Genomic DNA, 24187 nt, shown 5'->3' with positions numbered 1-24187 from the left:
CCTTGTCGGGAAGGGTCGCGAAAGCCACTTTCGAGACATCAGACGTCCCGAAAGTGGCTTTCGCGACACCAGAAACCGGCATGCGGGCGAGCAGCCGAACACGACAGGTTGCCTTACCCCCCGATAAGACAGGTGCGGTCCCTCAAGGAGGCCTTCACGGACTTGGAATTCGGAGGTTCAGGAGGCGAAGCGGTCTGTAGCGCCGATGAGGACTTCGCGCATCGGCTCGTCCTGCGTGCTGTGGCCGACCTCGTCGATGACCACCAGCTCACTGCCCGGCCAGGCGTGCGCCAGTTCCCACGGGGTCCCGATGAGGTTGCTCAGGTCGAGACAGCCTTCCGCGAGCACCGCAGGAATGTGAGCCAGCGTCTTGGCCTCCCGCAGGACCACCCCTTCGTCCAAAAAGGACCCTTGGCTCCAGTAGTGCGTGACCAGCCTGGCGAACGCCAGCCGGAACTTCGGCGTCTCGAAACTCTTGTACGGCGGCGAAGTCGGGATGATCGCGTCCTCCCAGTCACACCAGTCCGCGGCCGCCTTCGCGTGCACCGCCGGATCCGGGTCCATGAGCAGCTTGAGGTACGCCGCCGCCAGGTCGCCGTCACGATCCGCTTCGGGAACCCCGTCGCGGAACTTGGCCCAGGCCTCGGGGAAGACACCGCCGAGGCCGCGGGTGAGCAGGTCGGTCTCGCTCCGGCGCCCGGTGGCCAAGCCCATCAGGACCATCTCCGAGACCCGGCCCGGATGCCGCTCGGCGTAGACCAGCGCGAGCACCGAGCCCCAGGAACCGCCGAAGAGCAGCCACTTCTCGATGCCCAGGTGCTCGCGAAGCCGCTCCATGTCGGCGACCAGGTGATCGGTGGTGTTGGCGGAAAGGTCCGCCTCGGGCTCGCCCGCGTGCGGCGTGCTCCGGCCGCAGCCGCGCTGGTCGAACAGCACCACGCGGTACTTCGCCGGGTCGAAGTACCGGCGCAGACCGGTACTGCAGCCCGTTCCAGGGCCGCCGTGCAGCGTGACGGCGGGTTTGCCGTCGGGGTTCCCGCAGACCTCCCAGTACACGAGGTGCCCGTCGCCGACGTCGAGCATCCCATGGTCGTGCGGTTCGATTTCCGGATACAGCCGTGTCACGTTCTCGTCCTCCCAGACCCGCCAGAAATACAACAGCGCTGTCACAATAGCGCCGGCCCTGACCTCTCGGCGAAAATTTCCGGAGTTCGTCTGTCGGATCCGGCAGGAGCCGTTCGTGGAGGAGGTGAGCAGCGGCCACGACGACGCCGCCGCCACGAACCGCAGGAGATGAGATGTCGCACCAGGAACCCGTCGCCCGCCGCATGTACGACCTGATCGAGCCCATCGGCCTGACGCCTTACTTCGCCGACGAGTCGGACCAGGCCCTGCTCTCGCTCGGCCTGCGCAACCAGTGGGACGCCTACTTCGCCGGGCGGGCCGCGCCGTTCGGCCGGTCGGTGCCCGCCGAGGTGGTCCACGCGGTCTTCTACAACTTCGCCCCAGGCGAGGTGGCGCGCCACATCCCGAAGGTCTGGGACCTGACCACACCCGAAGCGGCGCTGGCCGCCCGCGAAAGGGGATGCGTCGCGGGGCTACGGCGGATCCTCGGTGACCTCGCCGACGCCCCCGGTGTCGAACGTGCCGCCGACCTTCTGCTGAAGGCGGCCATCAGCGCACCGGTGGAGGGACGCGCCCTCTACGCCGCCCTTCGCGCGCTTCCGGTCCCGCAGGCACCCCTGGCCCGGCTGTGGCACGCGGCGACCCTGCTGCGCGAGCACCGCGGCGACGGCCACATCGTCGCTTTGCTCGCCGAGGGCATCGGCGGAACCGAGGCCCACGTGCTCCACGCCCTGTCCGTCGACATGCCCGCGCACGAGTTCGGCAGGATCGGTCACCTCCCCGCCGCGCAGCTCGACGCGGTCATCGACGGCATGCGCGACCGCGGCCTCGTCGGGGCCGACGGCTGGCTCACCTCCGCGGGCCGGGCCGCGAAGGAACGCGTCGAGGCGATGACCGACAGGCTCGCGGAGGCGCCGTACAACGCCCTGGACGCCGACGAGATCGACCGCCTGGTCAAGGAGCTCGAACCGATCTCGGCCGCCGTCCAGGCGGACTTCCCGTGGTGACGGCCTACCCGCCCAGGGTGCTGGAGACGTGCCGGAGCGCGCCCGCCAGTTCCGCCTGACCGGCGGGTCCGATGTGGACCACCGCGTCGTTGCCTTGCCCGGTCGTGTAGCTGAGGTACCGGCCCCAGTCGGTGTCGGCGAAGTGGAGCGGATCCTCGACGGCCACGTGCCTGCCGACTTCGTCGCGCTTGCCGACGTAGAGCTCACCGCTCCCCTCGACCGGCCGCTGCACGAGGCTGACGATGTCCGCGATCACCGGCGGCAGCGAATGCGTGTCCGGACCCCGCCGGGCCGCCTCTTCGAGCTCGTACGCGCGGACCGTGCGAAGCCTGCCGCCGCCCGCGGGAACGGGCGGCAGCTGCTCGATCAGCGTCTCGGGCAGCCGCCTCCGGTCGATCTCCTGCAGCCCGACCCATCCGCCGGACGACACCGCGAGCACCGCCTGCAACCCCAGGGAGGCGGCGAGGAGCCCGTAGGTCTCACCGCCGGCGTTCACCCAGCCGTAGTACTCGATGGCCGGTTTCGTGAGCACCGGGAGCCAGTCCAGGAAGTCGACCGACGCGCGGCCGCTCGAGTCCAGCAGCCCGGCTTGCGCCAACGCGGCTTCCACTCGCTTGTCCGCCTCCGCGCGGGCCGTCCTGGACAGCCAGCGCGGTTCGGGACGCAGCGTGATGTGCAGGTCACCGACGCGTTCGCGTTCGGCGAGCACCGCCAAGGCTTCGACCGGGACATCCACCCGGCCTGTTCTGACGGTCATCCGCTACTCGCCGATGACCGGCGGGCTGGTGCGCTGGTCGGTGCCGAAGATCGCGTCGGGGTCGGCCTCGATCAGGTAGTCGGGACGCTGGTGCTCGTCGTCCTCGTCGCCTTCGGCACGCCTGCCGCCTGCTCCCATCGGGCCCATCTGACCGCCGCCGCGACCTGCCGCGCCACGGCCACCCGCCAGGTGGTCGGCGCCACCCATGCCGCCGCCGAGGCTGCCCATGCCGGAGCCCCTGCCACCGCCGAGACCGCCGGAACCGGGCCCGCCGGGACCACCAGCGCGGCCACCGGGGCCGCCTTCGCCACCGAGAAGCCTGCCCGCGGCACTGTTGGGGCCGGGAACATTGCGGCCGCTGGTGCCGCCGGGCTGGTTGGGCCCGCCGCCACCGGGGCCGTAATTCTGGTTCAGCCCGTTGGTGAGGCCGACGACGTCTTCCAGGTCGCCGGTACCGCGTCCGGGGGTCCGGCCAGGGATCTCCGTGGTCCCCCCGCCGGGCCTGCCCCGGCCCCCGCCGGACGGGAGCGTCGTGTCCCCCGGACCCGGCTTCCTCGTGGGCGTGGTGATGTTGGGGTCGCCGCCGGGCTTCTCTTTCGGGCCCACCGGGCGATCGTCGTTCGAGCCAGGCTTGGTCTGATTGTGGTCGCCGCCCGGCTTGTTCTGGTTGGTGCCGTTGTCGTCCGTGCCGCTGGTGTCGGTGCCGTCGTTGTCGTCCCCGCCACCGTTCCGGACCCGCTTGATCGGCGGGACGACGGGCGGCGGCTCGATCGGCGGCGGACCGCTGCCGACCTTGACACTGACGTTCGCGCCGTCGTTCTTCAGCACGCCGTAGTCGGTCGGCAGGCTGGAACTCGTGCTGCTGGTGACCGAGTCGTACTGGTCCATCACGCGCACGTTGTTCTGGTTCGCCGCCTCGTGCTTGGCGACGCCCTCCTGGTAGTTCTTGATGTCGTTGTTGACCATGAACGGCCCGGCGATCGGGATCGCGCCCTTGAGGCCGGTGGTCCAGGGGTTGGGCTTGTCCGGCTTCGGCGGCACGGGGACGACGGACGACCCCGAATCGTCGAAGCTGTCAGCCTGCTCGGTGACCGAATTCCTCGTGGTGAACAACGGGTCCGCCGTCTCCTTGAAGGCCTGTTCGAGCGGGCCCGCGCCCGCGTTCGCCGCGTCGGCGGCCGAACCCGTCCAGGACGACGCCATCCTCGACTGCAGGGACTTGATGGCCATGCCGCGCTCGACGTAGGCGTCCGAGAGTTCCGCGACGCGGTCGGCCGCGCTGCGCAGGTTGCGGGTGTCGCCCTGGGTGAAGTTCTCGTAGATCTGTTTGCCGTCCACCCTCATGCCCCCTTGAGTGTCTTGATCATGGCCGACGCCGCTTTCTGCGCATTCCCGCAGGAATCCTGTTCGCTCTTGTAGCCCTCGGCTTGGGCACTGATCGTCAGGTCATCGGCAACACCGACGGACAGATCGCAGTTGCCAGAAGCTCGCCGGTCCGCAAGTCCGTAGTAGACGGTCGGGTAGCCATCGACCTCAGGCCCTGGCTCCAGGAACCTCAGTTGCCCGGACTTCTTGGCCTTGTGCAGGCCGGCCAGGCCCCCCATGCCCTTTTCGCGGTTGCCGCTGCCGAGGATGATCTGCAGGCTGGCGGCTTTACCGCGAATCCCCCAGCTGCAAGCGGGGTTGCTGGTGTCGCTCTTCGGCTCACCGGGCTCGGTGAACCCCAATTCCGCGGTCGTGGCAGCGGGAAGCAGCTTGCAGACGTCGCCGACGTACTTCGAAGCGTCCAGCGGAGTCGCCACCTTCGGGACATCGGGGTCATCCGGCGAGGCGGACGAAGCCGACGACGTTCCCGTGGTCGGCGTCGGCGTACCAGGGGTCTCCCCCGTGCAGCCGGTGACCGCGACGGAAACAAGCACGAGCGCCGCCACCGCGGCGCGATTCCTCAACACGTTCGGCATCCCTCAGGTCGTGCGCATGGTGTTGGCCTGGTCGGTGGCCATGGTCTTCGACCGAGCGACTTCGAGCTTGGCGATGTAGCCCTCGATGTAGGCCTTCATCGAGTCGTTCTGCTTCTGCAGGGACATCAAGGAGTCGATACCGGAATTGACATAGCTCGAGCTGGCTTCGTCCTGTCCCGGCGGCATCAGGTCCTCCGAGATCCGGCGGATCTTGTCGCCGTCGTCGACGACCTTCTTCAGCTCGTCTTCCCACAGGCCGATGACGGTCTTCAGCTCCTCCGGGCTCATCTCGAACCCGCCGCCACCGCCACCCCCACCGCCGTAAACGGTCGGTTCCTTCGGCGTGGCCAGGTCACCCCAGACGGCCTTGATCGCGCTCGCGGCGTTGTCGATGATGTTCACGCCCGTACCTTCCCCTCAGCACTCACTCACCGTGATGGACAAAGAGTAGCCAAGCGGCGGACGACATGTCAGCCGATCCGGCCGAGTGGTCCGACGTGTTTCGGAGCGGTCCGGTTCCCGGATGGACGCATCATCCCGCGAACTGGTCACAGTACGTACGTACGGATTGCATTGACCCGGTTCCCGGTGACAGGATCCCAGGATGCCACGGGTCAGCCAGGATCACCTCGACGCACGACGGCGCCAGATCCTCGACGGCTCCCGCGTGTGCTTCGCACGCTACGGCTACGAGGGTGCCACTGTCAGGCGGCTGGAGGAAGCCACCGGTCTTTCCCGCGGCGCCATCTTCCACCACTTCCGGGACAAGGAGTCCCTCTTCCTGGCCCTGGCCGAGGACGACGCGGTCCGCATGGCGGACATCGTCGCCGAACAGGGCCTCGTCCAGGTCATGCGTGAGCTGCTGTCGAACCGCAGCGAGCACCCGGCCGACTGGCTCGGCACGCGGCTGGAGGTCTCCCGGCGGCTGCGCACCGACCCCGAGTTCCGCGCCCGCTGGGCCGAGCGGTCCCACCAGCTGACCGCCGCGACCCGCCGCCGTCTGCTGCGGCAGCGCGAAGCCGGGATCCTGCGCGACGACGTCGACGTCGACGTCCTGACCGCGTACCTCGAACTCGTCCTCGAAGGACTCGTCTCGCACCTCGCCATGGGCCAGCCCGGCGACGATCTCGGTCCCGTCCTCGACCTGGTCGAGGAGAGCGTCCGGCGGCACCGCGCCCACGCGACCGGGGGAACACGTTAGGATTGTCCTATCGCCGCAGTACAGCGGCGGTGTCTGTTGATCCCGATTGAGGAGTGACTCTTTTCGTGCGCGACGCGCAGTCACCTGGTGACAGTATCGAGCCGGGTGGCACACCCGGCTGTTCCATGGACCTCCCTGCCGATCCCGTCCCCGCCGGCAGGAAATGATGGAAATCCTGTTCGCCGTTCTCGGCATTCTCCTGTTCCTCCTGCTGACCGTGGGTACCGGCCTCGCCGTCGCCGCTGAGTTCTCGCTCACCGCGCTCGAGCGCAGCACGGTCGACGCGAACGTCCGCCAGGTCGGCGACCGGCGCGCGCACACCGTGCAGAAGGCGCACCGCACCCTCTCGTTCCAGCTCTCCGGCGCGCAGGTGGCGATCACGATCACCACCCTGATCACCGGTTATCTCGCCGAACCGGTCATCGGCGACTTGCTGCGCCCGCTCTTCACCGCCATCGGCCTCTCCGAGGGCGTCGCGAGCGGCGTGTCGCTGGCGGTCGCGCTGATCCTGGCGACATCGCTGTCGATGATCCTCGGCGAAATGATGCCGAAGAACCTCGCGATCGCCCGCCCGCTGCAGACAGCGCGCGCTGTCGCGGGGTATCACTCGCGGTTCTCGTCGCTGTTCCGCTGGCTCATCACCCTGATGAACAACAGCGCCAACTTCCTGGTCCGCAAGTTCGGCGTCGAACCGCAGGAGGAATTGCGGTCGGCCCGTTCCCCGCAGGAACTCGGCTCGATCGTGCGCTCCAGTGCCGAAAGCGGCACGCTCGACACGTCGACGGCCGAATTGCTGGACAAGTCGCTGCGCTTCGGCGAGCGGACGGCCGACGAGCTGATGACCCCGCGCGTCCAGCTCGAATCCCTGACCGTGGACGACACGATCTCCGACCTCATCGAGATCTCGCGCCGCACCGGCTTCTCGCGTTTCCCGGTCTACACCGAGGATCTCGACGACGTGCAGGGCGCGGTGCACATCAAGCAGGCGTTCACCGTCCCGGCCACCCAGCGCGCCACGGTGCGGATCGGTTCGGTCATGCGGCCGATCCCGACCGTGCCCGAATCGCTGCCGGGCGACTCGCTGCTCAACCGGCTGCGCGACTCCCGGTTCCAGCTCGCGATCGTCGTCGACGAATACGGCGGCACCGCCGGGCTGGTCACGCTCGAAGACGTCGTCGAGGAGATCATCGGCGACGTCCGCGACGAGCACGACGAGCGGGAAACGCCTTCCTCCCAACAGGTCGGCGCAGACAACTGGCTCGTCTCCGGACAGCTCCGTGCCGACGAGGTCACCGACGAGACCGGGTTCCGGATGCCCGACGGCGACTACGAGACCATCGCCGGGCTGATCCTCGAGCAGCTCGGCCGGATCCCCGCCCCCGGCGACGCCACCGATCTCGACGGCTGGCGGCTCACGGTGACCAAAATGGACCGGCTGCGGATCGCCGAGGTCGAAGTACGCCGGGTCAGTGAAAGCCCCGTGCCCGCCGAGCAGGAGCCCGCCCGATGAGCGACTGGTTCTACATCTTCCTCGTCGTGGTCCTGCTGCTGGCCAACGCGTTCTTCGTCGGCGCCGAGTTCGCGCTGATCTCGTCGCGTCGCGACAGGCTGGAAGCGTTGCTGGAGCAGGGTAAGACCCGCGCCAGGATCGTGATCAACGCGAGCAGGAACGTCTCGCTGATGCTCGCGGGCGCGCAGCTCGGCATCACGATCTGCTCGCTGCTGCTGGGACGGCTCGGCGAGCCGGCCATCGCGCATCAGCTGGCCGGGTTCTTCGAACTGCTCGGGATCCCCGACGTCCTGCTGCATCCGATCTCGTTCGCGATCGCGCTGGCGTTCATCACCATCCTGCACGTCCTCATCGGCGAAATGGTGCCGAAGAACCTCGCGATCGCCGAGCCGGAGCGGCTGGCGTTGTGGCTGGTCCCGGTGCACGTGGCCTGGGTGAAGGTCGCCAACCCGTTCATCTGGCTGCTGAACTTCGTGGCGAACTCGCTGCTGCGGTTGTTCAAGGTCGAGCCGAAGGACGAGCTCGAAACCGCGTACACCTCCGACGAACTCGCCGAGCTGCTCAGCGAGTCGCGGCGCGAAGGGCTGCTGGAGCACTCCGAGCACCAGCGGCTCAGCAAAACGCTGTCGTCGGTGGAGAAGACGGTGGCCGACGTCCTGGTCCCGACGGCGCAGCTGACCACGCTGCCCTGCTCCCCCACGCTGGGCGACGTCGAGCGCGCGGTGTCCTCGACCGGGTTCTCCCGCTTCCCGGTGTGCACCGACGACGGAACGCTGACCGGCTACATCCACGTCAAGGACATCCTCGACCTCGTGGGCGAGGACCCGACGACCGTGGTGCCGTCGGACAAGACACGGGCGCTGACCGAACTGCACGCCGACGCCCGGCTGGACGAGGCGTTGTCGGCGATGCGCAAGGAAGGCAGTCATCTCGCGCGGGCGCTGAGCCCGGCGGGGGCCGCTGTCGGCGTCGTCGCGCTGGAGGACCTCGTAGAGGAATACGTGGGAACCGTCCGCGACGGCACCCACGTCATGTCATGACCGGACCGATCGTGCTTCCCGAGCCCGTCTGGCGGGCTCGGGAGGACGACCACGTCACGCGGATGCGGCGCTGGACGATCCCGCACCAGCGCCGCCGTTCGCGGGGCGAGAAGCATCCGGTGCTCGACTTCCTCTTCACCTACTACTCGCACCGGCCGGGGCACGTCGAACGCTGGCAACCGGGGCCGGGCGTGGCGCTCGAAGGCCGGTCCGCGCACCGGTTCCTGGAGCGGAAGGGCTACGTCGAGACGCCGGACGGCGTGATGCTGGATCCGGCGGGCTTCACCGAGGGCCGGGCCAGGACCGCCGAATTCGTCCTCGAACTGCTTTCCGCGACCGCGTCCCGCGCACCGAGACTCAGTTGTTTCGGCCTTCATGAATGGGCAATGGTTTACCGGGAATCGGCGGATGAGGTTCGTCACTCACAACTTCCGCTCCGGCTCGGTTCGACCGGAACGGACGACGTCGTCGAGTCGCTCGAGATCCGGTGCGGACATTTCGACGCTTTTCGGTTCTTCACCGAGCCCGCCCGGCCGCGCAACACGCTGCGGCCGGCGCGGGAGAACCAGATCGAGTTCGAGCAGCCGGGCTGCCTCCACGCCAACATGGACTTGTTCAAGTGGGCGTACAAACTCGACCCGTTCGTCCCCGCCGAGCTGGTCGGGGACTGCTTCGAGCTGGCCGCGGACGTCCGTGAGCTGGACATGCGGGCCAGCCCGTACGATCTGGAGTCGTTCGGGTACTCGCCCGTGCCGATCGAGACCCCGGAAGGCCGGGCCGAGTACGCCCGAGCGCAGGCCGGTTTCGCCCGCCGGGCCGCGCCGCTGCGTGAGCACCTGATAGCGCATTGCCAACAGCTTCTGGCGGAGTTAAAGAAGGTGCCCGCGACACGCGAAAAACAACTGTGAGTCGTCGCATTCCCCGTAACACCTTCCCCTGTTAGAGTGATAACGGTTTGATTGCATACGCAGCGCGAGCGCGCACGTTTCGAAAGGACAACGATGGGGCGACACAGCGTGGCCGAGGAGCCGGTGCCGCATCCCCTCGACCCGCCGAAGCGGTATGAGGGGCGCGGTGAGGCGACAGGTTCACACCGGATCGTCGGGAAGAAGGCCCCGCGGCGCAAGGTCGCCAAGTGGCCTATCGCCGCCGTGGTCCTGGTGGCCCTGATCGCGATCGGCGTATTCGGCTGGAACTGGGCGGACGGCGAGCTGAGCACCCGCGCCGAAGCCCAGGCCAAGGCCTGTGTCGCCGGCGACACCTCGATGCGGGTCGTCGTCACCCCCAGCATCGAGAAGCCGGTCCGCGCGGCGGCCGAGCGGTGGAACAACGCCGCGACCGTGGTCCGCGACCACTGCGTGGTCATCCAGGTCGACGCGCTGGCCTCGGCCGCCGTGCTCGACGGTCTCGTCGGCCGGACGAACCTGGACGCCATCGGCGGCCTCCCCGCCGCCTGGATCCCCGAGTCGTCGTACTGGGTGACCGAACTGAACACCGCCAAGCCCGAACTGGTCGGTTCGCCCGCCCAGTCGGTCGCGACGGCGCGTTCGGCCGACTACCCGCTCGTCGGGCTCGCCGGCAAGAGCATCGACGAGGTCCAGATGCGCGCCTCGCAGACGTTCCGCCAGTTCCTGCAGCAGCCCGCCCAGCAGGCCGACTTCGCGGCCGCGGGCATCAAGGCCACCTGAGTTTCCCACGGCAAGTCCGTGAAGGCCTCCTTGAGGGACTCTGAGTCCCTCAAGGAGGCCTTCACGGACTTTGTTCACCTATGCCTGACCTGCGCGAGGGTGGTAGTTGCGCGGGTGTATTCCGGTCACAGACCTTGATCAACGGAAGATTCGGAACGCTCAACGTCCCCGATCCTCCGTTGATCAAGGTCGTGCCTGCCATGAACCTGACGGGGGAGGATTCCGGACGTTCAACGGCCGGAATCCTCCCCCGTCGACCACACCGCCGCCCAGCACAAGCCCCGCCCGGCACCAAGACGAAACAGAACCCACCTGTGAAGGATTGAGACGTTCACTATCCCAAATCCCTCATCAACGAGACCGAGCGTGGAAGATCCAGGACGTTCAACGTCCCAAAACCTCCACACCCGACCGCCAACCGCACCAATGGGTAAGCAAACACTCGACCCTCAAGGAGGCCTTCACGGACTTGCCACTTGTCAGGCGCTAGATCAGGTCGAAGGTGTCCGGGTCGGGGCCGGTGCGGGTGCCGTCGTCGAACTCGGCGAGAGCCGCGAGATCGTCTTCGGCCAGTTCGAAGTCGAAGACGTCGAGGTTCTCGCGGATCCGGGACGGGGTCACGGATTTCGGGATGGCCACCGTGCCGAGCTGCAGATGCCAGCGCAGCACCAGCTGGGCCGGGCTCTTGCCGTATTTGGCCGCGAGCGCGGTCAGCGTCGGATCCGCGAGCAGCGATCCCTGCGCCAGCGGGCTCCACGCCTCGGTGACGACGCCGTGCTCGGCGTGAAACTCCCGCAGCGCCTGCTGCTGGAGCCGGGGATGCAGCTCGACCTGGTTGACCGCGGGCACGATCCCGGTTTCGTCGAACAGCCGCCGCAGGTGCGGGACGTGGAAGTTCGACACCCCGATGGCTCGCGTCCGGCCGTCCACGTAGAGCTTTTCCAGTGCCCGCCAGGTTTCGACGTACTTCCCGCGGGTCGGCATCGGCCAGTGGATCAGGTACAGGTCGACACGGTCCAAGCCGAGCTCCGCGAGGCTCGCGTCGAACGCCCGGAGGGCTTCGTCGTAGCCGTGGGCGGGGTTCGGCAGCTTCGTGGTGATGAACAGGTCCTCGCGGGGCACGCCCGCCGAGCGGATCGCTTCGCCGACACCGGCTTCGTTCCGGTACGACGCGGCGGTGTCGATGCTGCGGTACCCGGCCTCGATGGCGGTCCGGACGACCCTGGCCGTATCGCCCGCGGGTACTTGCCAGACGCCGAAACCGAGTTGGGGGATGGCTACCTCGTTGTTCAGGACGACGGAAGGCACGGCCATGGAAGAGGAATCCTCACTGGTCTGTGGCAGGGCTTCTTGACCGGCATCATTCCATCCCGCGCCCGGCGTACGCGCGCAAGTACTCCGCCGTGGCCGTGTCGGCCGGGAAGAACGACTCGATGACAAGCTCGGCGACCGTGATGTCCAGCGGCGTCCCGAACGTCGAGACCGTGCTGAAGAACGTGAGATCCACGCCCTCGTGCCGCAGCCGCAGCGGGACGAAGATGTCGCCAGGGCCGGGGACCTCCACCTCCGGGACGGGGTCGTCACACGGATAGGCGACCAGTTCCTCCAGGAGCTCGGTCAGCGCCGGATCGGCCGTCTGGGTCACCTGCCGCCGCAGCCTGCCGAGCAGGTGGGCCCGCCACTCCCCCAGGTTCAGCACATGCGGCGCCATCCCCGCCGGGTGCAGGGTCAGGCGGAGGACGTTGGCCGGTGGCGCCATCAGCGCGGGCGAGACCAGGTCGGTCATGATCGACACGCTCGCGTTGGCGTCGACCAGGTTCCACCCGCGATCGACGACGGCGGCCGGATAGGGCTCGTGACTCGTCATCAGCTGTCGGACCGCCTTGCGGACCGCCGCCAGCTCCGGGGCGCCGAGGCCGCTTTCGGGGTACGCGGGCGCGTAGCCCGCCGCCAGGAGCAGCTGATTGCGTTCCCGCAAAGGCACCTCCAGGTGTTCGCCGAGCCGCAGCACCATGTCGCGGCTGGGCTTGGACCGGCCGGTCTCCACGAAGCTCAGATGCCGGGTGGAGATCTCCGCGGAGATGGCGAGGTCGAGCTGGCTGATCCGGCGGCGATCGCGCCATTCCCGGAGGAGCTCGCCGACGGGGCGGCCCGCGCGGCTCGCGGTCAGTGTGGTCGTCACGATCACGAACCTACGCACCACGGGTGCCGGGCCGCCATTACCTCACGCGTAATCGACGAGACCCACCCTCGGCCGACAGAGTTGCGGCATCGGTTACCCGCCAACGAAAGAGGAGACACCATGTCGGACATCCAGCGCGTCGCCGAGCAGTACATCGCCGTGTGGAACGAGACCGACGCGGACAAGCGCCGCAGGCTCATCGCCGAAGTGTTCACCGAAGACGCCGCCTACACCGACCCGCTCGGCGCCGTCACCGGCCACGACGGCGTCGACGGCTTCATCGCCGGCGCCCAGGCCCAGTTCGCGGGCCTGACGTTCAGCCTGCCCGCGGCCCCCGACGCGCATCACGACATCGCACGGTTCCAGTGGTATCTCGGCCCGGAGGGCGCGGAGGAGCCGCTGGCGATCGGCTTCGACGTCATCACCGTCGAGGACGGCCGGATCAAGCAGGTGCTGGGCTTTCTCGACAAGATGCCCGGCTGACGGCTCAGGCGAAGGCCTCCGGTGGCGGGCAGGCGCAGACGAGGTTGCGGTCCCCCGCGGCCCCGTCGATCCGCCGCACCGGAGGCCAGATCTTCGGCGCCCCGAAGCCGGCCGGGAAGACCGCGATCTCCCTGCTGTACGGGCGATCCCACTCACCCGCGAGGCAGCGCGCGGTGTGCGGGGCGTTCCGCAGCGGGCTCCTCTCCACCGGCCACTCCCCCGCGGCGACCTTCTCGATCTCGCCGCGGATCGCGATCATCGCGTCGCAGAACCGGTCGAGCTCGCCGAGATCCTCACTTTCGGTGGGCTCGACCATGAGCGTTCCGGCGACCGGGAACGACATCGTGGGCGCGTGGAGGCCGTAGTCGGCCAGCCGCTTGGCGACGTCGTCGACGGTGACGCCGGTCCGTTTGGTGAGCGCGCGGAGGTCGAGGATGCATTCGTGCGCGACCAGGCCGTCGTGCCCGGAGTACAGCACCGGGTAGTGCTCCGCGAGGCGCTTGGCGACGTAGTTGGCGTTCGCGACCGCGGTCAGCGTCGCACGCCTGAGGCCTTCCGCGCCCATCATGCGGACGTAGGCCCAGGAGATCGGCAGGATCGACGCGCTCCCCCACGGCGCGGCGCTGATCGCGCCCACGCCGGTGGCCGGGCCCGCGTCCGGCTGCAGCGGGTGGTTCGGCAGGTACGGCGCCAGATGCGCGCGGACGCCGATCGGCCCGATGCCGGGCCCACCGCCGCCGTGCGGGATGCAGAAGGTCTTGTGCAGGTTGAGATGGGAGACGTCGGCGCCGAACCTGCCGTACTGCGCGACACCGATCAGGGCGTTCAGGTTCGCCCCGTCGACGTACACCTGGCCGCCCGCGTCGTGCACCAGCGCGCAGACGTCGCGGACGGTGTCCTCGTAGACGCCGTGCGTCGAGGGATAGGTGATCATGATCGCGGCCAGGTCGTCCGCGTGCTCGTCCACAGTGGACTTGAGGTGGCCGAGGTCGATGTTGCCCTCTTCGTCGCATTTCACGACGACCACCCGCATGCCCGCCATGACCGCGCTGGCCGCGTTCGTCCCGTGCGCGCTGGACGGGATCAGGCAGACGTCCCGCGCCGCGTTCCCGCGTTCGCGGTGGTAGGCCCGGATCGCCAGCAGTCCGGCGAACTCACCCTGGCTCCCGGCGTTCGGCTGCAGGGAAACCGCGTCGTAGCCGGTGATTCCCGCCAGCCACCGCTCCAGGTCCTTGACGATGGTCAGCAGCCCCGCCGCGTCCTCGGCGGGCGCGAACGGGTGCAGTCCGGCGAACTCGGGCCAGGTGATCGGCTCCATTTCGGCCGTGGCGTTGAGTTTCATCGTGCACGAACCCAGCGGGATCATGCTCCGGTCGAGCGCGACGTCCTTGTCGGACAACGCCCTGAGGTAGCGCAGCAGCGCCGTCTCCGAGCGGTGCGCGTGGAAGACGGGATGGGTCAGGTAGTCGCTGGTGCGGCGCAGATCCGGCGGGAAGCCGTCGGCGGTGTCCGCGTCGAGTGAGTCCACATCGGACACCGCGACCCCGAAGGCCTTCCACACCAAGGAAAGATGCTCACGGGTGGTGGTCTCGTCGCAGGCGACGGCGACGTGGTCCGCGTCCACGAGCCGCAGGTTGACCCCGAGCTCACGAGCCGTGCCGATGATCCCGCCCGCCCGGCCGGGAACGGAGACCATGACGGTGTCGAAGAATTCGCAGTGCACGACGTCGACACCGCTTTCGGCGAGTCCCGCCGCGAGCACGGTCGCCATCCGGTGCGCGCGGTTCGCGATGGCGCGCAGCCCTTCGGGGCCGTGGTACACCGCGTACATCGACGCGATGACCGCCAAGAGCGCCTGGGCGGTGCAGATGTTGCTCGTCGCCTTCTCGCGGCGGATGTGCTGCTCACGGGTCTGCAGTGCGAGCCGGTACGCGGGAGCGCCATCGGCGTCCTTCGACACGCCGACCAGACGGCCCGGCAACTGCCGTTCGAGCCCCTGGCGGACGGCGAGGTACGCCGCGTGCGGGCCGCCGAAGCCCATCGGGACACCGAACCGCTGCGTCGATCCGACAGCGACGTCTGCGCCGAGCTCGCCCGGCGACCGCAGCAGCGTCAGCGCCAGCGGATCCGCGGCCATCACCACGGCCGCGCCCAGCGCCTTGACCTCGGTGATCGTGTGGTCCCATTCGCGGACGGCGCCCGAAGCACCCGGATACGACAGCAGCACCCCGAAGAAGTCGCCGCCGAGGCCGAGTCCGGTGATGCCCTGGGACAGGTCCGCGGTCACCAGCTCGATACCGAGCGGTTCGGCGCGGGTGCGCAGGACCTCGATCGTCTGGGGCAGGGTGTCCTCGTCGACCACGAACCGGTTCGATTTCGCCTTGCCCGCCCGGCGGACCAGCGTCATCGCCTCCGCCGCCGCGGTCGCCTCGTCCAGCATCGACGCGTTGGCGATCGGGAGACCGGTCAGATCGGCGACCATGGTCTGGAAGTTGAGCAGCGCTTCGAGGCGGCCCTGCGAGATCTCCGGCTGATACGGCGTGTACGCGGTGTACCAGGCCGGGCTCTCCAGGACGTTGCGGCGGATCACCGGCGGGGTCACGGTGTCGTGGTAGCCGAGGCCGATCATCTGGACCCTGGGCCGGTTGCGCGCGGCCAGGGCGCGGAGTTCGGCGAGCGCGCCGGTCTCGGTGGCGGGCGGCGGCAGGTCCGGTGGCGTTGCGGACTCCCTCAGCGACGCTGGAACGGCCCGTTCGGCAAGTTCGTCGAGTGACGCGACGCCGACGACGTCGAGGATGCGTGTGAGTTCTTCGGCACCGGGGCCGATGTGCCGGTCCGCGAAAGGGGTTCCGGTTTCGAGAGCGGCCAGTGAAACGGGCTCCATCGGGGACCTCCCAAGACGCGGGGGTGGGGCCGGGACGGATTGTCCTGGCCCTCCCCACTCTGTCCGTACCCCCGTGGGGGCGCCTGAGAGTTTCGCCCGAGTGTTGAGCCGGGCTTGCACCGTCGGCGGGGCCGCCAGGCTGTGACCTGGCGAACCACTTTCCAGAGGCGTCTCTTCCGCGCGGTCCAGGGTGCCTGAGAGGTTCCGGGGAGGACTTGCTCCTTCGGCGCCGAGCTCAACGGTTATCGACTCGGTCTCTCCCGCGCGGATTCGTCGACCGCGTGAGTGAGCCTACCCTGCCGCTCGCGCGGCTTCGTGATCAGCCGGTACGACGGGCGTTACGGCGCTGCGTGAGCTCGTCGGGCGTGACGGTTTCGATCACGCCGCCGTCGGCCCGCTCGGCCTGGAACTCGTGGATGGTGCCGCTGATCTCCTGCATGGCCCCGCTGACGGCGATCCCGAAAACGCCCTGCCCGCCCTGGAGTAAATCGACGATCTCTTCGGGCGAGGTGCACTCGTAGACGGTGGTGCCGTCGGAGAACAGGGTGACCCTGGCGAGATCGCGGACGCCGCGCAGCCGCAGGTGGTCGACGGCGACGCGGATGTTCTGCAGGGAGACACCGGTGTCCAGCAGCCGCTTGACGACCTTCAGGACGAGGATGTCCTTGAACGAGTAGAGCCGCTGCGAACCGGAACCGTGCGCCGTGCGGATGCTCGGCGCGACCAGCTTCGTGCGGGCCCAGTAGTCGAGCTGCCGGTACGTGATCCCGGCGATCTGGCAGGCGGCGGGACCGCGGTAGCCGACGAGTTCATCCGGAAGGGAAGAGTCGGGGAACAGCTCGCCCTGCTCGCCGTCAGCGATTGGAACGAGCGGCTCTTGAGGGCTACCAGCCTCGACCACGCCATGCCTCCCCTCGCCCGACCTGGCGGCCGGCGAACAAAGCCGCGCGGACCCACGTGAGTCCGCACCGGAGTCCATCGTCAAGACGGATGCCCCAGACATCCGAATCACACCTTGGCGATTTACCTCCATTGACGGTAAGCGCGTCCGGCAAAGCGGTCAACGCGACGCGCGGTCGACCTCAAGCTCTTCTTGAGGCTTGCCGCGCGCACTCCCCCGTTCGGCCGCATTTGCCACTTTTACTCAGCCGTGTTATTTTTTACTCATGCAAGTAACTCCCTCCACGCAAAGCGCCATGCAAGAGGTCCAGGCGGAGCTGGGGCTGTCAGTCACCGAAGCCGCGCGGCGGGCCCAGATCGTCGGAGCCACGATCGCGACGATCTCCGAACTCGGCTACCACAAGACGTCGTTCGCGAAGATCAAGGAGCGGGCTGGGCTGTCCAGCACCCGGATCATCTCGTATCACTTCACCAACAAGGCCGGCCTGATGCAGGCCGTGGTCACCACCGCGACCGGGATGAAGGACAAGTTCCTCGAGGAGCGGATCCAGGGCACGACCGACCGGGCGGGGCTCCTGCGCGGTTACATCGAGTCGGAGATCGCGTTCCTCGGCTCGTACCCGGAACTGGTGCGGGTCATGGTCGAGATGGCTTCGAGCGGCTCGGACGCCGAGGGCTGGTTCATGTCGGCGCCGATGGTCGAGGAGTTCCGGACCGGGCGGCTCGAACGCCAGCTGAAGCAGGGGCAGCACGAAGGCGCTTTCGGCGACTTCGCGGCCGACGTGATGGCGCTGTCGATCGCGCAGGCCATCGACGGGGTGGCCGCGAAGTTCGCGGCGGACCCGAAGCTGGACCTTGAGCGGTACGGACGGGAACTCGCGGACCTGTTCGTCAAGGCGACCGCGTCCTGAGCGCGGGCCGACGACCTCGGTCCGTGAAGGCCTCCTTACCTACCCTGAAGGTAGTGAAGGAGGCCTTCACGGGACTTGGGGTGTCGCGAAAGTGGCTTTCGGGACGTCTGATGTCGCGAAAGTGGCTTTCGCGACGCTCGGTGCCGCCGGGGCGAAAGCCGGTGGAACCGGTGTTGCGAAAGCCACTTTCGCAACCTTCAACGTTGCGAAAGTGGCTTTCACAACGCTCTCCGACGAGACCACCTGTCGCCCGGCAGGACGACTTCGCCTCCGCTCTCGCGGGAGCCGCCTTCACAGAGGCCGCGCACAAGAAGAGGGGCGGCGCCACCGGCACCGCCCCTTACTTCAAGATCCCAAGATGTGATCAGGTGTCCGCGCCGCGGAAGTCCTCCGGCGAGACCGAGTCGAGGAACTCGCGGAACTTCTCCACCTCGTCCTCCTGCTCGTCGGGGATGATGAGGCCCGCTTCCTCCAGCACCGCGTCGACGGCGTGGATCGGCACCCCCACCCGCAGTGCCAGCGCCACCGAATCGCTCGGCCGCGCCGAAACCCTGATGTCCCCGTCGAAGACCAGTTCCGCGAAGAACGTGCCTTCCTTCAAATCGGTGATGACGACCTGTTCCAGCTCGCGGCCCAGTGCCCCGATGACCTCCTTGAGCAGGTCATGGGTGAGCGGACGGGCCGGGCGGACTCCCTGCTGCTCCAAGGCGATGGCGGTGGCCTCGACCGAGCCGATCCAGATCGGCAGGTACCGCTCGCCTTCGGTTTCCCGCAGCAACAAGATCGGCTGATTCGCGGGTAGCTCCACCCGCACGCCGACGACGCGCATCTCGCTCATCGGGCTTCGCCTCCCTCTCGTGCGCACGGGCTGCAACGCTTGTCTCGACGACCAAGCATCGGCAGTCCCGACGCTACCCGTCTTCCGCGCGCTGTGCTCGCTGTCTCCGACATTCTCGGTTCGCCCGTGGCAAACCCAACTCTCACGGTACGGCATCGGGTGCCGAACATTCAGTCATTGACAAGTGGCCTCACAACGGTTCCCGGTTCCCGGAGCCGTTCAACCACCCGTGACAGCCCGTATTCCGGCCTTCACCAAGAGCGTATGTAACGCCACGGTCAGTGCGGCGAGCTCTCGGACGACCTCGTCACCCCTCGCTTGGGCGTCCTCGTCACGATGCCGATACACCGGGGTCACGATCTGCTCCAACAGGCCGACCTCGCGGTCCGCGGCGGCCCGGAAGGCACGCAGATGTCTCGGCTCGATACCGAATTCGGTCATCGCTTTCACGGTCTTCGCGACGAGGACGGCGTCAGGGTCGAAGAAGCCCGCCGCCCCGGAGCGGACGAGACCGTATTGTCGCAGCTCAGCCAGGGTGGCGGCGTCGATGCCGGCCTGGCGGAGCAGATCTTCCTCGGTCAGCCTGAGCTCGCGATCGGTCTCGAAGTCCCCAGGGGACGGCAAGCCGCCGTTCTCCCCTGGGGCGTCGAGCGAAACGAGTTTCCGCGGCGGCCTGGGCAGCGCCGCCGACGGCGCGGCACCCTGATCCGCCGCGTCCAGCTGCTCCTTGATGACCTTCAGCGGAAGGTAGTGATCCCGCTGGGCGGACAGGACGAACCGCAGCCGCTCCACGTCCGCCGCGGCGAACTGCCGGTACCCCGACGGGGTCCGGCCCGGCTGGACCAGACCTTCCGCTTCGAGGAACCGGATCTTGGAGATGGTGACATCGGGGAAGTCGCCGCGCAGCTGTGCCAGCACGGCCCCGATGCTCAACCCATCGCGCTGCGACGCATCCCGATCAGGCCGCCCGGCCGCCGTCACCGTGCCCCCTGGCCCCCGGAACCCGTGCCGGTCAGGAAGACCAGGCGGAACTTGCCGATCTGCACCTCGTCGCCACCGGCGAGTACGGCCTGGTCGACCGGCTCGCGGTTGACGTAGGTGCCGTTGAGGCTGCCGACGTCGATGACGACGAACTCGCCACCCTCACGGCGGAACTCGGCGTGCCGCCGGGAAACCGTGACGTCGTCGAGGAAGATGTCGCTGTCCGGGTGCCGTCCCGCACTGGTGGTGTCGCGGTCCAGCAGGAAGCGCGAACCCGCGTTCGGGCCGCGCTTGACGACCAGCAACGCGGAACCCGCGGGCAGCGCGTCCACACCCTGGACGGGGGCCTCGGCAGCCGGAGGAGCCTCAGTGCCTTCGACGTCGGCCAGGAAGTCGGCCCGGAAGACAGAAGTCCGCTCCGGAGACTGCTCCGGGGGAACGCCGGGCCCGTCGTTCGTGCTCACCTGAGCTCTCCTAACGCATGTGTGTTGCCACTACTACTCAAGAACGTGTGGAGGTCAAACGTACCGTGCCTGATCGAAACTCCGGCCCGCGGCTCCCCCTACTCTTCCCGGAGGGCCGCGGCCTGCGGCTATTCCTTGATCAGCGCCTGGTACGCCTCGGCCTCGAGCAGGGAATCGACGCTGCTCGCGTCGTCGAGGCGGAGTTCGATCAGCCAGCCCTCGCCGTAGGGGTCGCTGTTGATCAGCTCGGGTGACTCGGTCACCGCGTCGTTGACCGCGACCACCTCGCCGTCGAGCGGGGCGAACAGCTCCGAAACGCTCTTGGTCGACTCGACCTCGCCGAACGTGTCGCCCGAGCCGACCTGCTTGCCGACCTCCGGCAGTTCGACGAACACCACGTCACCGAGCTGGTCCTGGGCGTACTCCGTGATGCCCACGCGCACGAGCCCCCCGTCGCGCACGGAGACCCACTCGTGTTCCTCGGTGTACCGCAGTTCTTCTGGAGTCGACAACGCCGCTCCCCTTTCTGGTGCCCTCACTCGAAACCGACGCGCGCAGTTTCGCATCCCGCCGGGTCACGCGCCCGGCGCCTCCCGCAAGCCCGCCGGATCGGCCGTCCGCAGTGCCTGGATGGTCTGGATGACGTACAGCACGCCCGAATAGACGTACAGGACCGCGCCCCACGCCGTGAAGGCGTACCCGATCGGCCGGGCGATCGCGGCGATGTCGGAGCCGCCCTGGGTGAGCAGCAGGAACGGGAAGGCGTACATCAGCACGAAGGTGGCGCCCTTGCCGATGTAGGTGACCTCCGGCGGGGCGAACCCGCGGCGCCGGAGCAGCAGCACGCAGACGCCCAGCACGGCCTCCCGTACGACCAGCGGGACCACCAGCCACCACGGGATGATGTCGCGGAGCAGGAAGGCGATGAGCGTCGCGAGGATGTAGAGCCGGTCCGCGGCGGGGTCGAGCAGCTGGCCGAGCCGGGACATCTGGTTGAGCCAGCGGGCGAGTTTGCCATCGAGCCAGTCCGTGAGGGCGCTGAACACGAGCAGTGCGAGCGCCCAGCCGTCCTCCTTCGGGCCGAGCAGGAGCCACAGGAAGACCGGCACCCCGGCGAGCCGGAGGATGGAAAGCATGTTGGGGACGTTCAGGGCCTGCCGCAGCAGGGAAGGCTCTTCGCTGGTCACGCTCGGTTCGGGGGGCGTACTCACCCGCTCAGCCTAGCCAGCGGCGGCAGGTCCTCCCGCGTCAGCTGGCCCTGGTGTGGGTCCAGCCGCGGCGTTGCAGGTCCGCGCTGGTCAGCGCCACGGGCCTGCCTCGATGGTCGGTGCCCATCCAGCGCGTGTGGCCGGCGGAGCTCTCGAGGACGTACGGGCGGCCGCCACACCAGACGACGGTGCACGGTGCCGTCGGTGGCAGCTCCGTGTTCGCCGGTGCGGTGGCCTGGGGTGACGCGGGATCGGTCTGTTCGTCGGTCTTCATCGCTCTCACGGTTTCGGTGACGGGGACTGGGACACGCCGGAGCGCTACCTTTGTTTTCGGCAGAACGGGGCCGCGTGTTAACGGTTACGGGCCGGATTCGTCCGATCGGTTCGCCACGGCAACAGGGTGTTGTCGTGCCGTGAACGGCATGTTAATTGTCCACAATGGACACTGCTTGGGCGGTCCTCGCGTATCACCGCGCGCTCGACGCGATAGCCTCCCGCGAACCGAACATGGCTCAATGCCACGTCATCGGGCCCGGCCGGGTCAGAATGGGCCGGCCACGACCGGCCGACGAAAGGATCGCCTTGCCCGTCTCGACGACCACGGGAACGTGCAGGCGCTTGTTCGCGGCCTGCGCCGCCGCCGGAACGCTCGCCGCCTGTTCGGGCGAGACCCCGCCACCGCCAGTCAACTCGATGACGGTCTCGCAGCCTTCGCACTCCTTACCCGTGTCCACCGTGCCGCTACCGCCGATCCCCTCGCAAACCGCGCCGAGTCCGTCCGCTGCCCCGGCTCCCGCCCCCAAACCGAAACCCGCTGAACCGGTACAGGGTTCGTGCGGGACGGTGACCGCGGCGAGCGGGCTGACCCTGCAGGTGCTCAACGGGCCGGGAGTCTCCTGTCCGGACGCGACAGTGATCGTCGGCTCGTTCCACAAGAGAATCGCCGGACGCCAGTCCGCGGGCTCGGACGAGCCGGTCAGCGAGACCGTCGACGGCTGGCTGTGCGTCTCCGGCGCTCCCGCCGCGCAAGGCGGCACCAGTTGCAGCAAGGGCGAACAGAACGTGTTCGCCGCCGTCGTCCCCGTCGAATGAACCATCCCCGAGAAGAAGGGCCCATGAAGACCCTCGCCGTACTTCCCGCCGCGCTCGCCGTCGTCCTGCTGAGCGGCTGCGGCGCCGATCCCGCCCCGGCGGCCGCGCCGTCGCCGTCCTCCCCCTCCGTCGCGCCCACCCCCGCCGGCACGCCCTGCGGCGAAGTCGCCGGGCTTCAGGGCTCGAAGAACAAAGTCATCGCGCACGGAAAGACCGACTGCGCCGAAGCGACACAGGTGCTCACGGACTACTTCACCAAGCTGACACCCGACGAAGCCGCGTCACCCCAGGGCCCCGGCCCGGTGGTGATCGGCGCCTGGACGTGCGGGAGCGGGCCGAACGATCCGGTGACGACCTGCTCGACCGAGGACGAACGGCAGATCGAAGCGACCCGGCCCTGACGGGCACCCGGCGGCGTCAGCTCTTCTGACGCCGCCGGATCGCGTCCAGCCGCCGGTACAGGACGCAAAGGGTGATCGCCATGCCCAGCAGCACCACGCCGATCAGGCCGGTGACCACCGTGGTCCAGATCAGCGAGGACCTCGACCGGTAGACGAATCCGTCGCCGGCGTAGATCTTGTCGCCTTTCGCGACCTTGTCCCCCTCGATGCTCCCGCTGCCGGTGCGTCCGTCGTCGAACCGCCACTCCCCCGAGCAGAAGGGGAGCTGACCGCTCATCGGCGGTCCGCCCTCGTCGCATCCCGAGATCTCGGTGACCGTGACTTCCTCGCCGATGTTCAGTTCACGCACGTGGGTGCCGAAGTATCCCCAGGCGGCACACAACAGGTAGACAAGCGGGGCTCCGACCAGCAACACCCGGAAAAGAATTCTGGACTTCCGCGATCTGTCCGGCACGCAGGTCCTTTCCGTCGGTCGTTTCAGGCTATTTCCCGAAGCGGCGAAACGGCACGGGATTTGTGCCCACGTGCCGGCGGTCACCCGAGTACCCCTTGCCGCCCCAGGTAAGAGTCGTCTAGACTCAAACTATGCTCACCAGGGACGACGCCGTGACACTGATCGAGAACTCGGTCGACGCGGCAACACTGTTCGCCCACCATCGCTACCGCGACCTGGCGGCGGCGCTCCATCCCGACCGCAACCCCGGCGACAAGCGGGCACACCAGGCGGCCGCGGTCCTCAATCGCCGCTACGACGACTGGAAACGCGCCCGGCGCCAGACCGTCACCACGGCGACATCGGCGTACACCCTCACGACCCCGCACGCCGTGGGCAGTGTCGCGACGACTTACCGCACCACCGGACCGCATCTGGTCAAACTCGTCCGCGACCCGGCGCTCAACCCGCTCGTCCACGCCGAGTGGACGGCGTTGCGCACGCTCGACGGCTTCACCGAACGGCACCGCTGGCTTCGCCCCTACTATCCGCGGCTGCTCGACACCTCGGGCCCGGTGGCGCGGGGCGACCGCGCGTTCAGCGTCCTCGATCCGCTCGTCGACGGGTTCACCACCCTCGCCGAGATCGGGAAGGCCTTCCCGGACGGGCTCGACGGCCGCGATTACGCCTGGATGCACCGGCGTCTGCTGCGCGCCGTCGCGGGCGCGCACCGCGCGGGGGTCGTCCACGGCCACCTCACCGCGGACAACGTGCTCGTCCATCCCGGACAACACGGCATCGTCCTGATCGGCTGGTCCTTCGCCGTCGAAAGCGGCACTCTGCCGCTGGCGGTGGACAACTCCGCCGAGTACCCACCGGAAGTCCACAAGGGACTGCCGATGACCGCGGCCACCGACGTCCACATGCTCCACAGCCTGATGCTTTCCCTGCTGGCGCACGGAGAAACCCGCCAACGCGAGTTCGCCAGGTGGTGCACGCAGGACGACCCGGCACAGCGACCCGACGCGGCCGACCTGCTCGACGAGTACGACTGCCTGCTCGGCGAGCTGTACGGCCCCCGCACCTTCCGCCCTTTCCTCATCCCCGAGACAGGAGCCTGA

At 68.4% G+C, this 24187-nt stretch carries 28 protein-coding genes and 1 riboswitch; of the genes, 11 read left to right on the top strand and 17 right to left on the bottom strand.

Annotated features, from left to right (window positions below):
- Nucleotides 1–177 precede the first annotated feature (177 nt).
- Nucleotides 178–1125 carry a prolyl aminopeptidase gene (gene pip / locus AMYAL_RS0130575; RefSeq protein WP_026467584.1) on the bottom strand — a complete coding sequence of 316 codons (948 nt, stop codon included), beginning with the start codon at nt 1123–1125 and terminating at the stop codon, nt 178–180.
- Nucleotides 1126–1298: 173 nt separating this feature from the next.
- Here pip and AMYAL_RS0130570 point away from each other — a divergent pair, with 173 nt between their 5' ends.
- Nucleotides 1299–2132 carry an SCO6745 family protein gene (locus AMYAL_RS0130570; RefSeq protein WP_020635088.1) on the top strand — a complete coding sequence of 278 codons (834 nt, stop codon included), beginning with the start codon at nt 1299–1301 and terminating at the stop codon, nt 2130–2132.
- Nucleotides 2133–2136: 4 nt separating this feature from the next.
- Here the strand turns inward: AMYAL_RS0130570 and AMYAL_RS0130565 are convergent, their stop codons facing one another.
- From AMYAL_RS0130565 to AMYAL_RS0130550, 4 genes are read right to left on the bottom strand one after another with little or no spacing between them, the layout of a single operon-like run.
- Nucleotides 2137–2868 carry an ESX secretion-associated protein EspG gene (locus AMYAL_RS0130565; RefSeq protein WP_020635087.1) on the bottom strand — a complete coding sequence of 244 codons (732 nt, stop codon included), beginning with the start codon at nt 2866–2868 and terminating at the stop codon, nt 2137–2139.
- Between the two features lie 24 nt (nt 2869–2892).
- Nucleotides 2893–4233, bottom strand: a complete 1341-nt coding sequence (locus tag AMYAL_RS0130560; RefSeq protein ID WP_020635086.1) for a WXG100 family type VII secretion target — start codon at nt 4231–4233, stop codon at nt 2893–2895.
- A complete protein-coding gene (locus tag AMYAL_RS0130555; RefSeq protein ID WP_245193153.1) occupies nt 4230–4820 on the bottom strand; it encodes a DUF3558 domain-containing protein in 591 nt (196 codons plus the stop codon). Before AMYAL_RS0130555 ends, AMYAL_RS0130560 begins: the two co-directional genes overlap by 4 nt.
- A gap of 33 nt (nt 4821–4853) precedes the next feature.
- The gene (locus AMYAL_RS0130550) at nt 4854–5252 is read right to left on the bottom strand and encodes a hypothetical protein (RefSeq protein WP_020635084.1); all 399 of its coding nucleotides are present in this window, start codon (nt 5250–5252) and stop codon (nt 4854–4856) included.
- A 202-nt stretch (nt 5253–5454) separates the two neighbouring features.
- Here AMYAL_RS0130550 and AMYAL_RS0130545 point away from each other — a divergent pair, with 202 nt between their 5' ends.
- The 5 genes from AMYAL_RS0130545 (at nt 5455) to AMYAL_RS0130525 (ending at nt 10289) form a co-directional block, all read left to right on the top strand.
- On the top strand, nt 5455–6051 hold the full coding sequence (locus AMYAL_RS0130545; protein WP_020635083.1) for a TetR/AcrR family transcriptional regulator: 597 nt from the start codon (nt 5455–5457) through the stop codon (nt 6049–6051).
- Nucleotides 6052–6214: 163 nt separating this feature from the next.
- Nucleotides 6215–7561 (top strand): hemolysin family protein, encoded by a 1347-nt coding sequence (locus AMYAL_RS0130540; protein ID WP_026467582.1) that lies wholly within the window; start codon nt 6215–6217, stop codon nt 7559–7561.
- The gene (locus AMYAL_RS0130535; protein ID WP_020635081.1) at nt 7558–8601 is read left to right on the top strand and encodes a hemolysin family protein; all 1044 of its coding nucleotides are present in this window, start codon (nt 7558–7560) and stop codon (nt 8599–8601) included. The genes AMYAL_RS0130540 and AMYAL_RS0130535 overlap by 4 nt, the downstream gene beginning before the upstream one ends.
- Nucleotides 8598–9509, top strand: coding sequence for a hypothetical protein (locus AMYAL_RS0130530; protein WP_020635080.1), 912 nt, complete (start codon nt 8598–8600; stop codon nt 9507–9509). The genes AMYAL_RS0130535 and AMYAL_RS0130530 overlap by 4 nt, the downstream gene beginning before the upstream one ends.
- 93 nt (nt 9510–9602) lie before the next feature.
- Nucleotides 9603–10289, top strand: coding sequence for a hypothetical protein (locus tag AMYAL_RS0130525; protein ID WP_245193151.1), 687 nt, complete (start codon nt 9603–9605; stop codon nt 10287–10289).
- A gap of 486 nt (nt 10290–10775) precedes the next feature.
- Here the strand turns inward: AMYAL_RS0130525 and AMYAL_RS0130520 are convergent, their stop codons facing one another.
- Nucleotides 10776–11603: an aldo/keto reductase gene (locus AMYAL_RS0130520; protein WP_020635078.1), complete on the bottom strand. Its 828-nt coding sequence runs from the start codon at nt 11601–11603 to the stop codon at nt 10776–10778.
- 46 nt (nt 11604–11649) lie between these two features.
- Nucleotides 11650–12477 (bottom strand): helix-turn-helix domain-containing protein, encoded by an 828-nt coding sequence (locus AMYAL_RS0130515; RefSeq protein WP_020635077.1) that lies wholly within the window; start codon nt 12475–12477, stop codon nt 11650–11652.
- Between the two features lie 114 nt (nt 12478–12591).
- Between AMYAL_RS0130515 and AMYAL_RS0130510 the strand changes: the two genes are divergently transcribed.
- The gene (locus AMYAL_RS0130510; protein ID WP_020635076.1) at nt 12592–12954 is read left to right on the top strand and encodes a nuclear transport factor 2 family protein; all 363 of its coding nucleotides are present in this window, start codon (nt 12592–12594) and stop codon (nt 12952–12954) included.
- A gap of 4 nt (nt 12955–12958) precedes the next feature.
- Here AMYAL_RS0130510 and gcvP read toward each other — a convergent pair whose 3' ends face one another.
- Both gcvP and AMYAL_RS0130500 read right to left on the bottom strand, forming a co-directional pair.
- Entirely contained in the window at nt 12959–15838 is a 2880-nt protein-coding gene (gcvP, locus tag AMYAL_RS0130505; RefSeq protein ID WP_020635075.1) for an aminomethyl-transferring glycine dehydrogenase, read from the bottom strand.
- Between the two features lie 171 nt (nt 15839–16009).
- Nucleotides 16010–16111, bottom strand: a riboswitch (glycine riboswitch).
- 46 nt (nt 16112–16157) lie between these two features.
- Nucleotides 16158–16739 carry a MerR family transcriptional regulator gene (locus AMYAL_RS0130500; RefSeq protein WP_020635074.1) on the bottom strand — a complete coding sequence of 194 codons (582 nt, stop codon included), beginning with the start codon at nt 16737–16739 and terminating at the stop codon, nt 16158–16160.
- Nucleotides 16740–17034: 295 nt separating this feature from the next.
- On the opposite strand from AMYAL_RS0130500, the gene AMYAL_RS0130495 reads away from it, so the two are divergent.
- Nucleotides 17035–17649, top strand: a complete 615-nt coding sequence (locus AMYAL_RS0130495) for a TetR/AcrR family transcriptional regulator (protein ID WP_020635073.1) — start codon at nt 17035–17037, stop codon at nt 17647–17649.
- A gap of 364 nt (nt 17650–18013) precedes the next feature.
- Here AMYAL_RS0130495 and AMYAL_RS0130490 read toward each other — a convergent pair whose 3' ends face one another.
- From AMYAL_RS0130490 to AMYAL_RS50480, 7 genes are all read right to left on the bottom strand, one after another.
- Complete coding sequence (locus AMYAL_RS0130490; RefSeq protein WP_005150031.1) at nt 18014–18487, bottom strand: bifunctional nuclease family protein; 474 nt, start codon at nt 18485–18487, stop codon at nt 18014–18016.
- Nucleotides 18488–18706: 219 nt separating this feature from the next.
- Entirely contained in the window at nt 18707–19468 is a 762-nt protein-coding gene (ftsR, locus tag AMYAL_RS0130485; protein WP_039794407.1) for a transcriptional regulator FtsR, read from the bottom strand.
- Complete coding sequence (garA, locus tag AMYAL_RS0130480; RefSeq protein WP_020635071.1) at nt 19465–19932, bottom strand: glycogen accumulation regulator GarA; 468 nt, start codon at nt 19930–19932, stop codon at nt 19465–19467. Before garA ends, ftsR begins: the two co-directional genes overlap by 4 nt.
- Nucleotides 19933–20060: 128 nt before the next feature.
- On the bottom strand, nt 20061–20444 hold the full coding sequence (gcvH, locus tag AMYAL_RS0130475; protein ID WP_020635070.1) for a glycine cleavage system protein GcvH: 384 nt from the start codon (nt 20442–20444) through the stop codon (nt 20061–20063).
- A gap of 63 nt (nt 20445–20507) precedes the next feature.
- Nucleotides 20508–21143 carry a cardiolipin synthase ClsA gene (clsA, locus tag AMYAL_RS0130470; RefSeq protein ID WP_020635069.1) on the bottom strand — a complete coding sequence of 212 codons (636 nt, stop codon included), beginning with the start codon at nt 21141–21143 and terminating at the stop codon, nt 20508–20510.
- Nucleotides 21144–21180: 37 nt separating this feature from the next.
- Complete coding sequence (locus AMYAL_RS0130465; RefSeq protein WP_005150017.1) at nt 21181–21414, bottom strand: hypothetical protein; 234 nt, start codon at nt 21412–21414, stop codon at nt 21181–21183.
- A gap of 238 nt (nt 21415–21652) precedes the next feature.
- Nucleotides 21653–21874: a hypothetical protein gene (locus AMYAL_RS50480; RefSeq protein ID WP_020635068.1), complete on the bottom strand. Its 222-nt coding sequence runs from the start codon at nt 21872–21874 to the stop codon at nt 21653–21655.
- Between the two features lie 109 nt (nt 21875–21983).
- Between AMYAL_RS50480 and AMYAL_RS0130455 the strand changes: the two genes are divergently transcribed.
- Nucleotides 21984–22232 (top strand): hypothetical protein, encoded by a 249-nt coding sequence (locus AMYAL_RS0130455; protein ID WP_020635067.1) that lies wholly within the window; start codon nt 21984–21986, stop codon nt 22230–22232.
- A 23-nt stretch (nt 22233–22255) separates the two neighbouring features.
- Nucleotides 22256–22633, top strand: a complete 378-nt coding sequence (locus AMYAL_RS0130450; RefSeq protein WP_020635066.1) for a hypothetical protein — start codon at nt 22256–22258, stop codon at nt 22631–22633.
- Nucleotides 22634–22649: 16 nt separating this feature from the next.
- Here the strand turns inward: AMYAL_RS0130450 and AMYAL_RS0130445 are convergent, their stop codons facing one another.
- Nucleotides 22650–23048 carry a hypothetical protein gene (locus AMYAL_RS0130445; protein ID WP_020635065.1) on the bottom strand — a complete coding sequence of 133 codons (399 nt, stop codon included), beginning with the start codon at nt 23046–23048 and terminating at the stop codon, nt 22650–22652.
- A 170-nt stretch (nt 23049–23218) separates the two neighbouring features.
- Here AMYAL_RS0130445 and AMYAL_RS0130440 point away from each other — a divergent pair, with 170 nt between their 5' ends.
- The gene (locus tag AMYAL_RS0130440) at nt 23219–24187 is read left to right on the top strand and encodes a hypothetical protein (RefSeq protein WP_020635064.1); all 969 of its coding nucleotides are present in this window, start codon (nt 23219–23221) and stop codon (nt 24185–24187) included.

It is taken from the genome of Amycolatopsis alba DSM 44262, from assembly GCF_000384215.1.
In the GTDB taxonomy this organism is placed as follows: Bacteria; Actinomycetota; Actinomycetes; order Mycobacteriales; family Pseudonocardiaceae; genus Amycolatopsis; species Amycolatopsis alba.
The sequence above is the reverse complement of the archived record's forward strand: the minus strand, read 5'-3'. Positions and strand labels throughout refer to the sequence as shown.

Coding starts and splice junctions, on each gene's coding strand:
- AMYAL_RS0130570 (WP_020635088.1), top strand. CDS start 1,299: ATGTCGCACCAGGAACCCGTCGCCCGCCGCATGTACGACCTGATCGAG.
- AMYAL_RS0130560 (WP_020635086.1), bottom strand. CDS start 4,233: ATGAGGGTGGACGGCAAACAGATCTACGAGAACTTCACCCAGGGCGAC.
- AMYAL_RS0130545 (WP_020635083.1), top strand. CDS start 5,455: ATGCCACGGGTCAGCCAGGATCACCTCGACGCACGACGGCGCCAGATC.
- AMYAL_RS0130540 (WP_026467582.1), top strand. CDS start 6,215: ATGATGGAAATCCTGTTCGCCGTTCTCGGCATTCTCCTGTTCCTCCTG.
- AMYAL_RS0130535 (WP_020635081.1), top strand. CDS start 7,558: ATGAGCGACTGGTTCTACATCTTCCTCGTCGTGGTCCTGCTGCTGGCC.
- AMYAL_RS0130530 (WP_020635080.1), top strand. CDS start 8,598: ATGACCGGACCGATCGTGCTTCCCGAGCCCGTCTGGCGGGCTCGGGAG.
- AMYAL_RS0130525 (WP_245193151.1), top strand. CDS start 9,603: ATGGGGCGACACAGCGTGGCCGAGGAGCCGGTGCCGCATCCCCTCGAC.
- AMYAL_RS0130520 (WP_020635078.1), bottom strand. CDS start 11,603: ATGGCCGTGCCTTCCGTCGTCCTGAACAACGAGGTAGCCATCCCCCAA.
- AMYAL_RS0130510 (WP_020635076.1), top strand. CDS start 12,592: ATGTCGGACATCCAGCGCGTCGCCGAGCAGTACATCGCCGTGTGGAAC.
- gcvP (WP_020635075.1), bottom strand. CDS start 15,838: ATGGAGCCCGTTTCACTGGCCGCTCTCGAAACCGGAACCCCTTTCGCG.
- AMYAL_RS0130495 (WP_020635073.1), top strand. CDS start 17,035: ATGCAAGAGGTCCAGGCGGAGCTGGGGCTGTCAGTCACCGAAGCCGCG.
- AMYAL_RS0130490 (WP_005150031.1), bottom strand. CDS start 18,487: ATGAGCGAGATGCGCGTCGTCGGCGTGCGGGTGGAGCTACCCGCGAAT.
- AMYAL_RS0130465 (WP_005150017.1), bottom strand. CDS start 21,414: ATGAAGACCGACGAACAGACCGATCCCGCGTCACCCCAGGCCACCGCA.
- AMYAL_RS0130450 (WP_020635066.1), top strand. CDS start 22,256: ATGAAGACCCTCGCCGTACTTCCCGCCGCGCTCGCCGTCGTCCTGCTG.
- AMYAL_RS0130440 (WP_020635064.1), top strand. CDS start 23,219: ATGCTCACCAGGGACGACGCCGTGACACTGATCGAGAACTCGGTCGAC.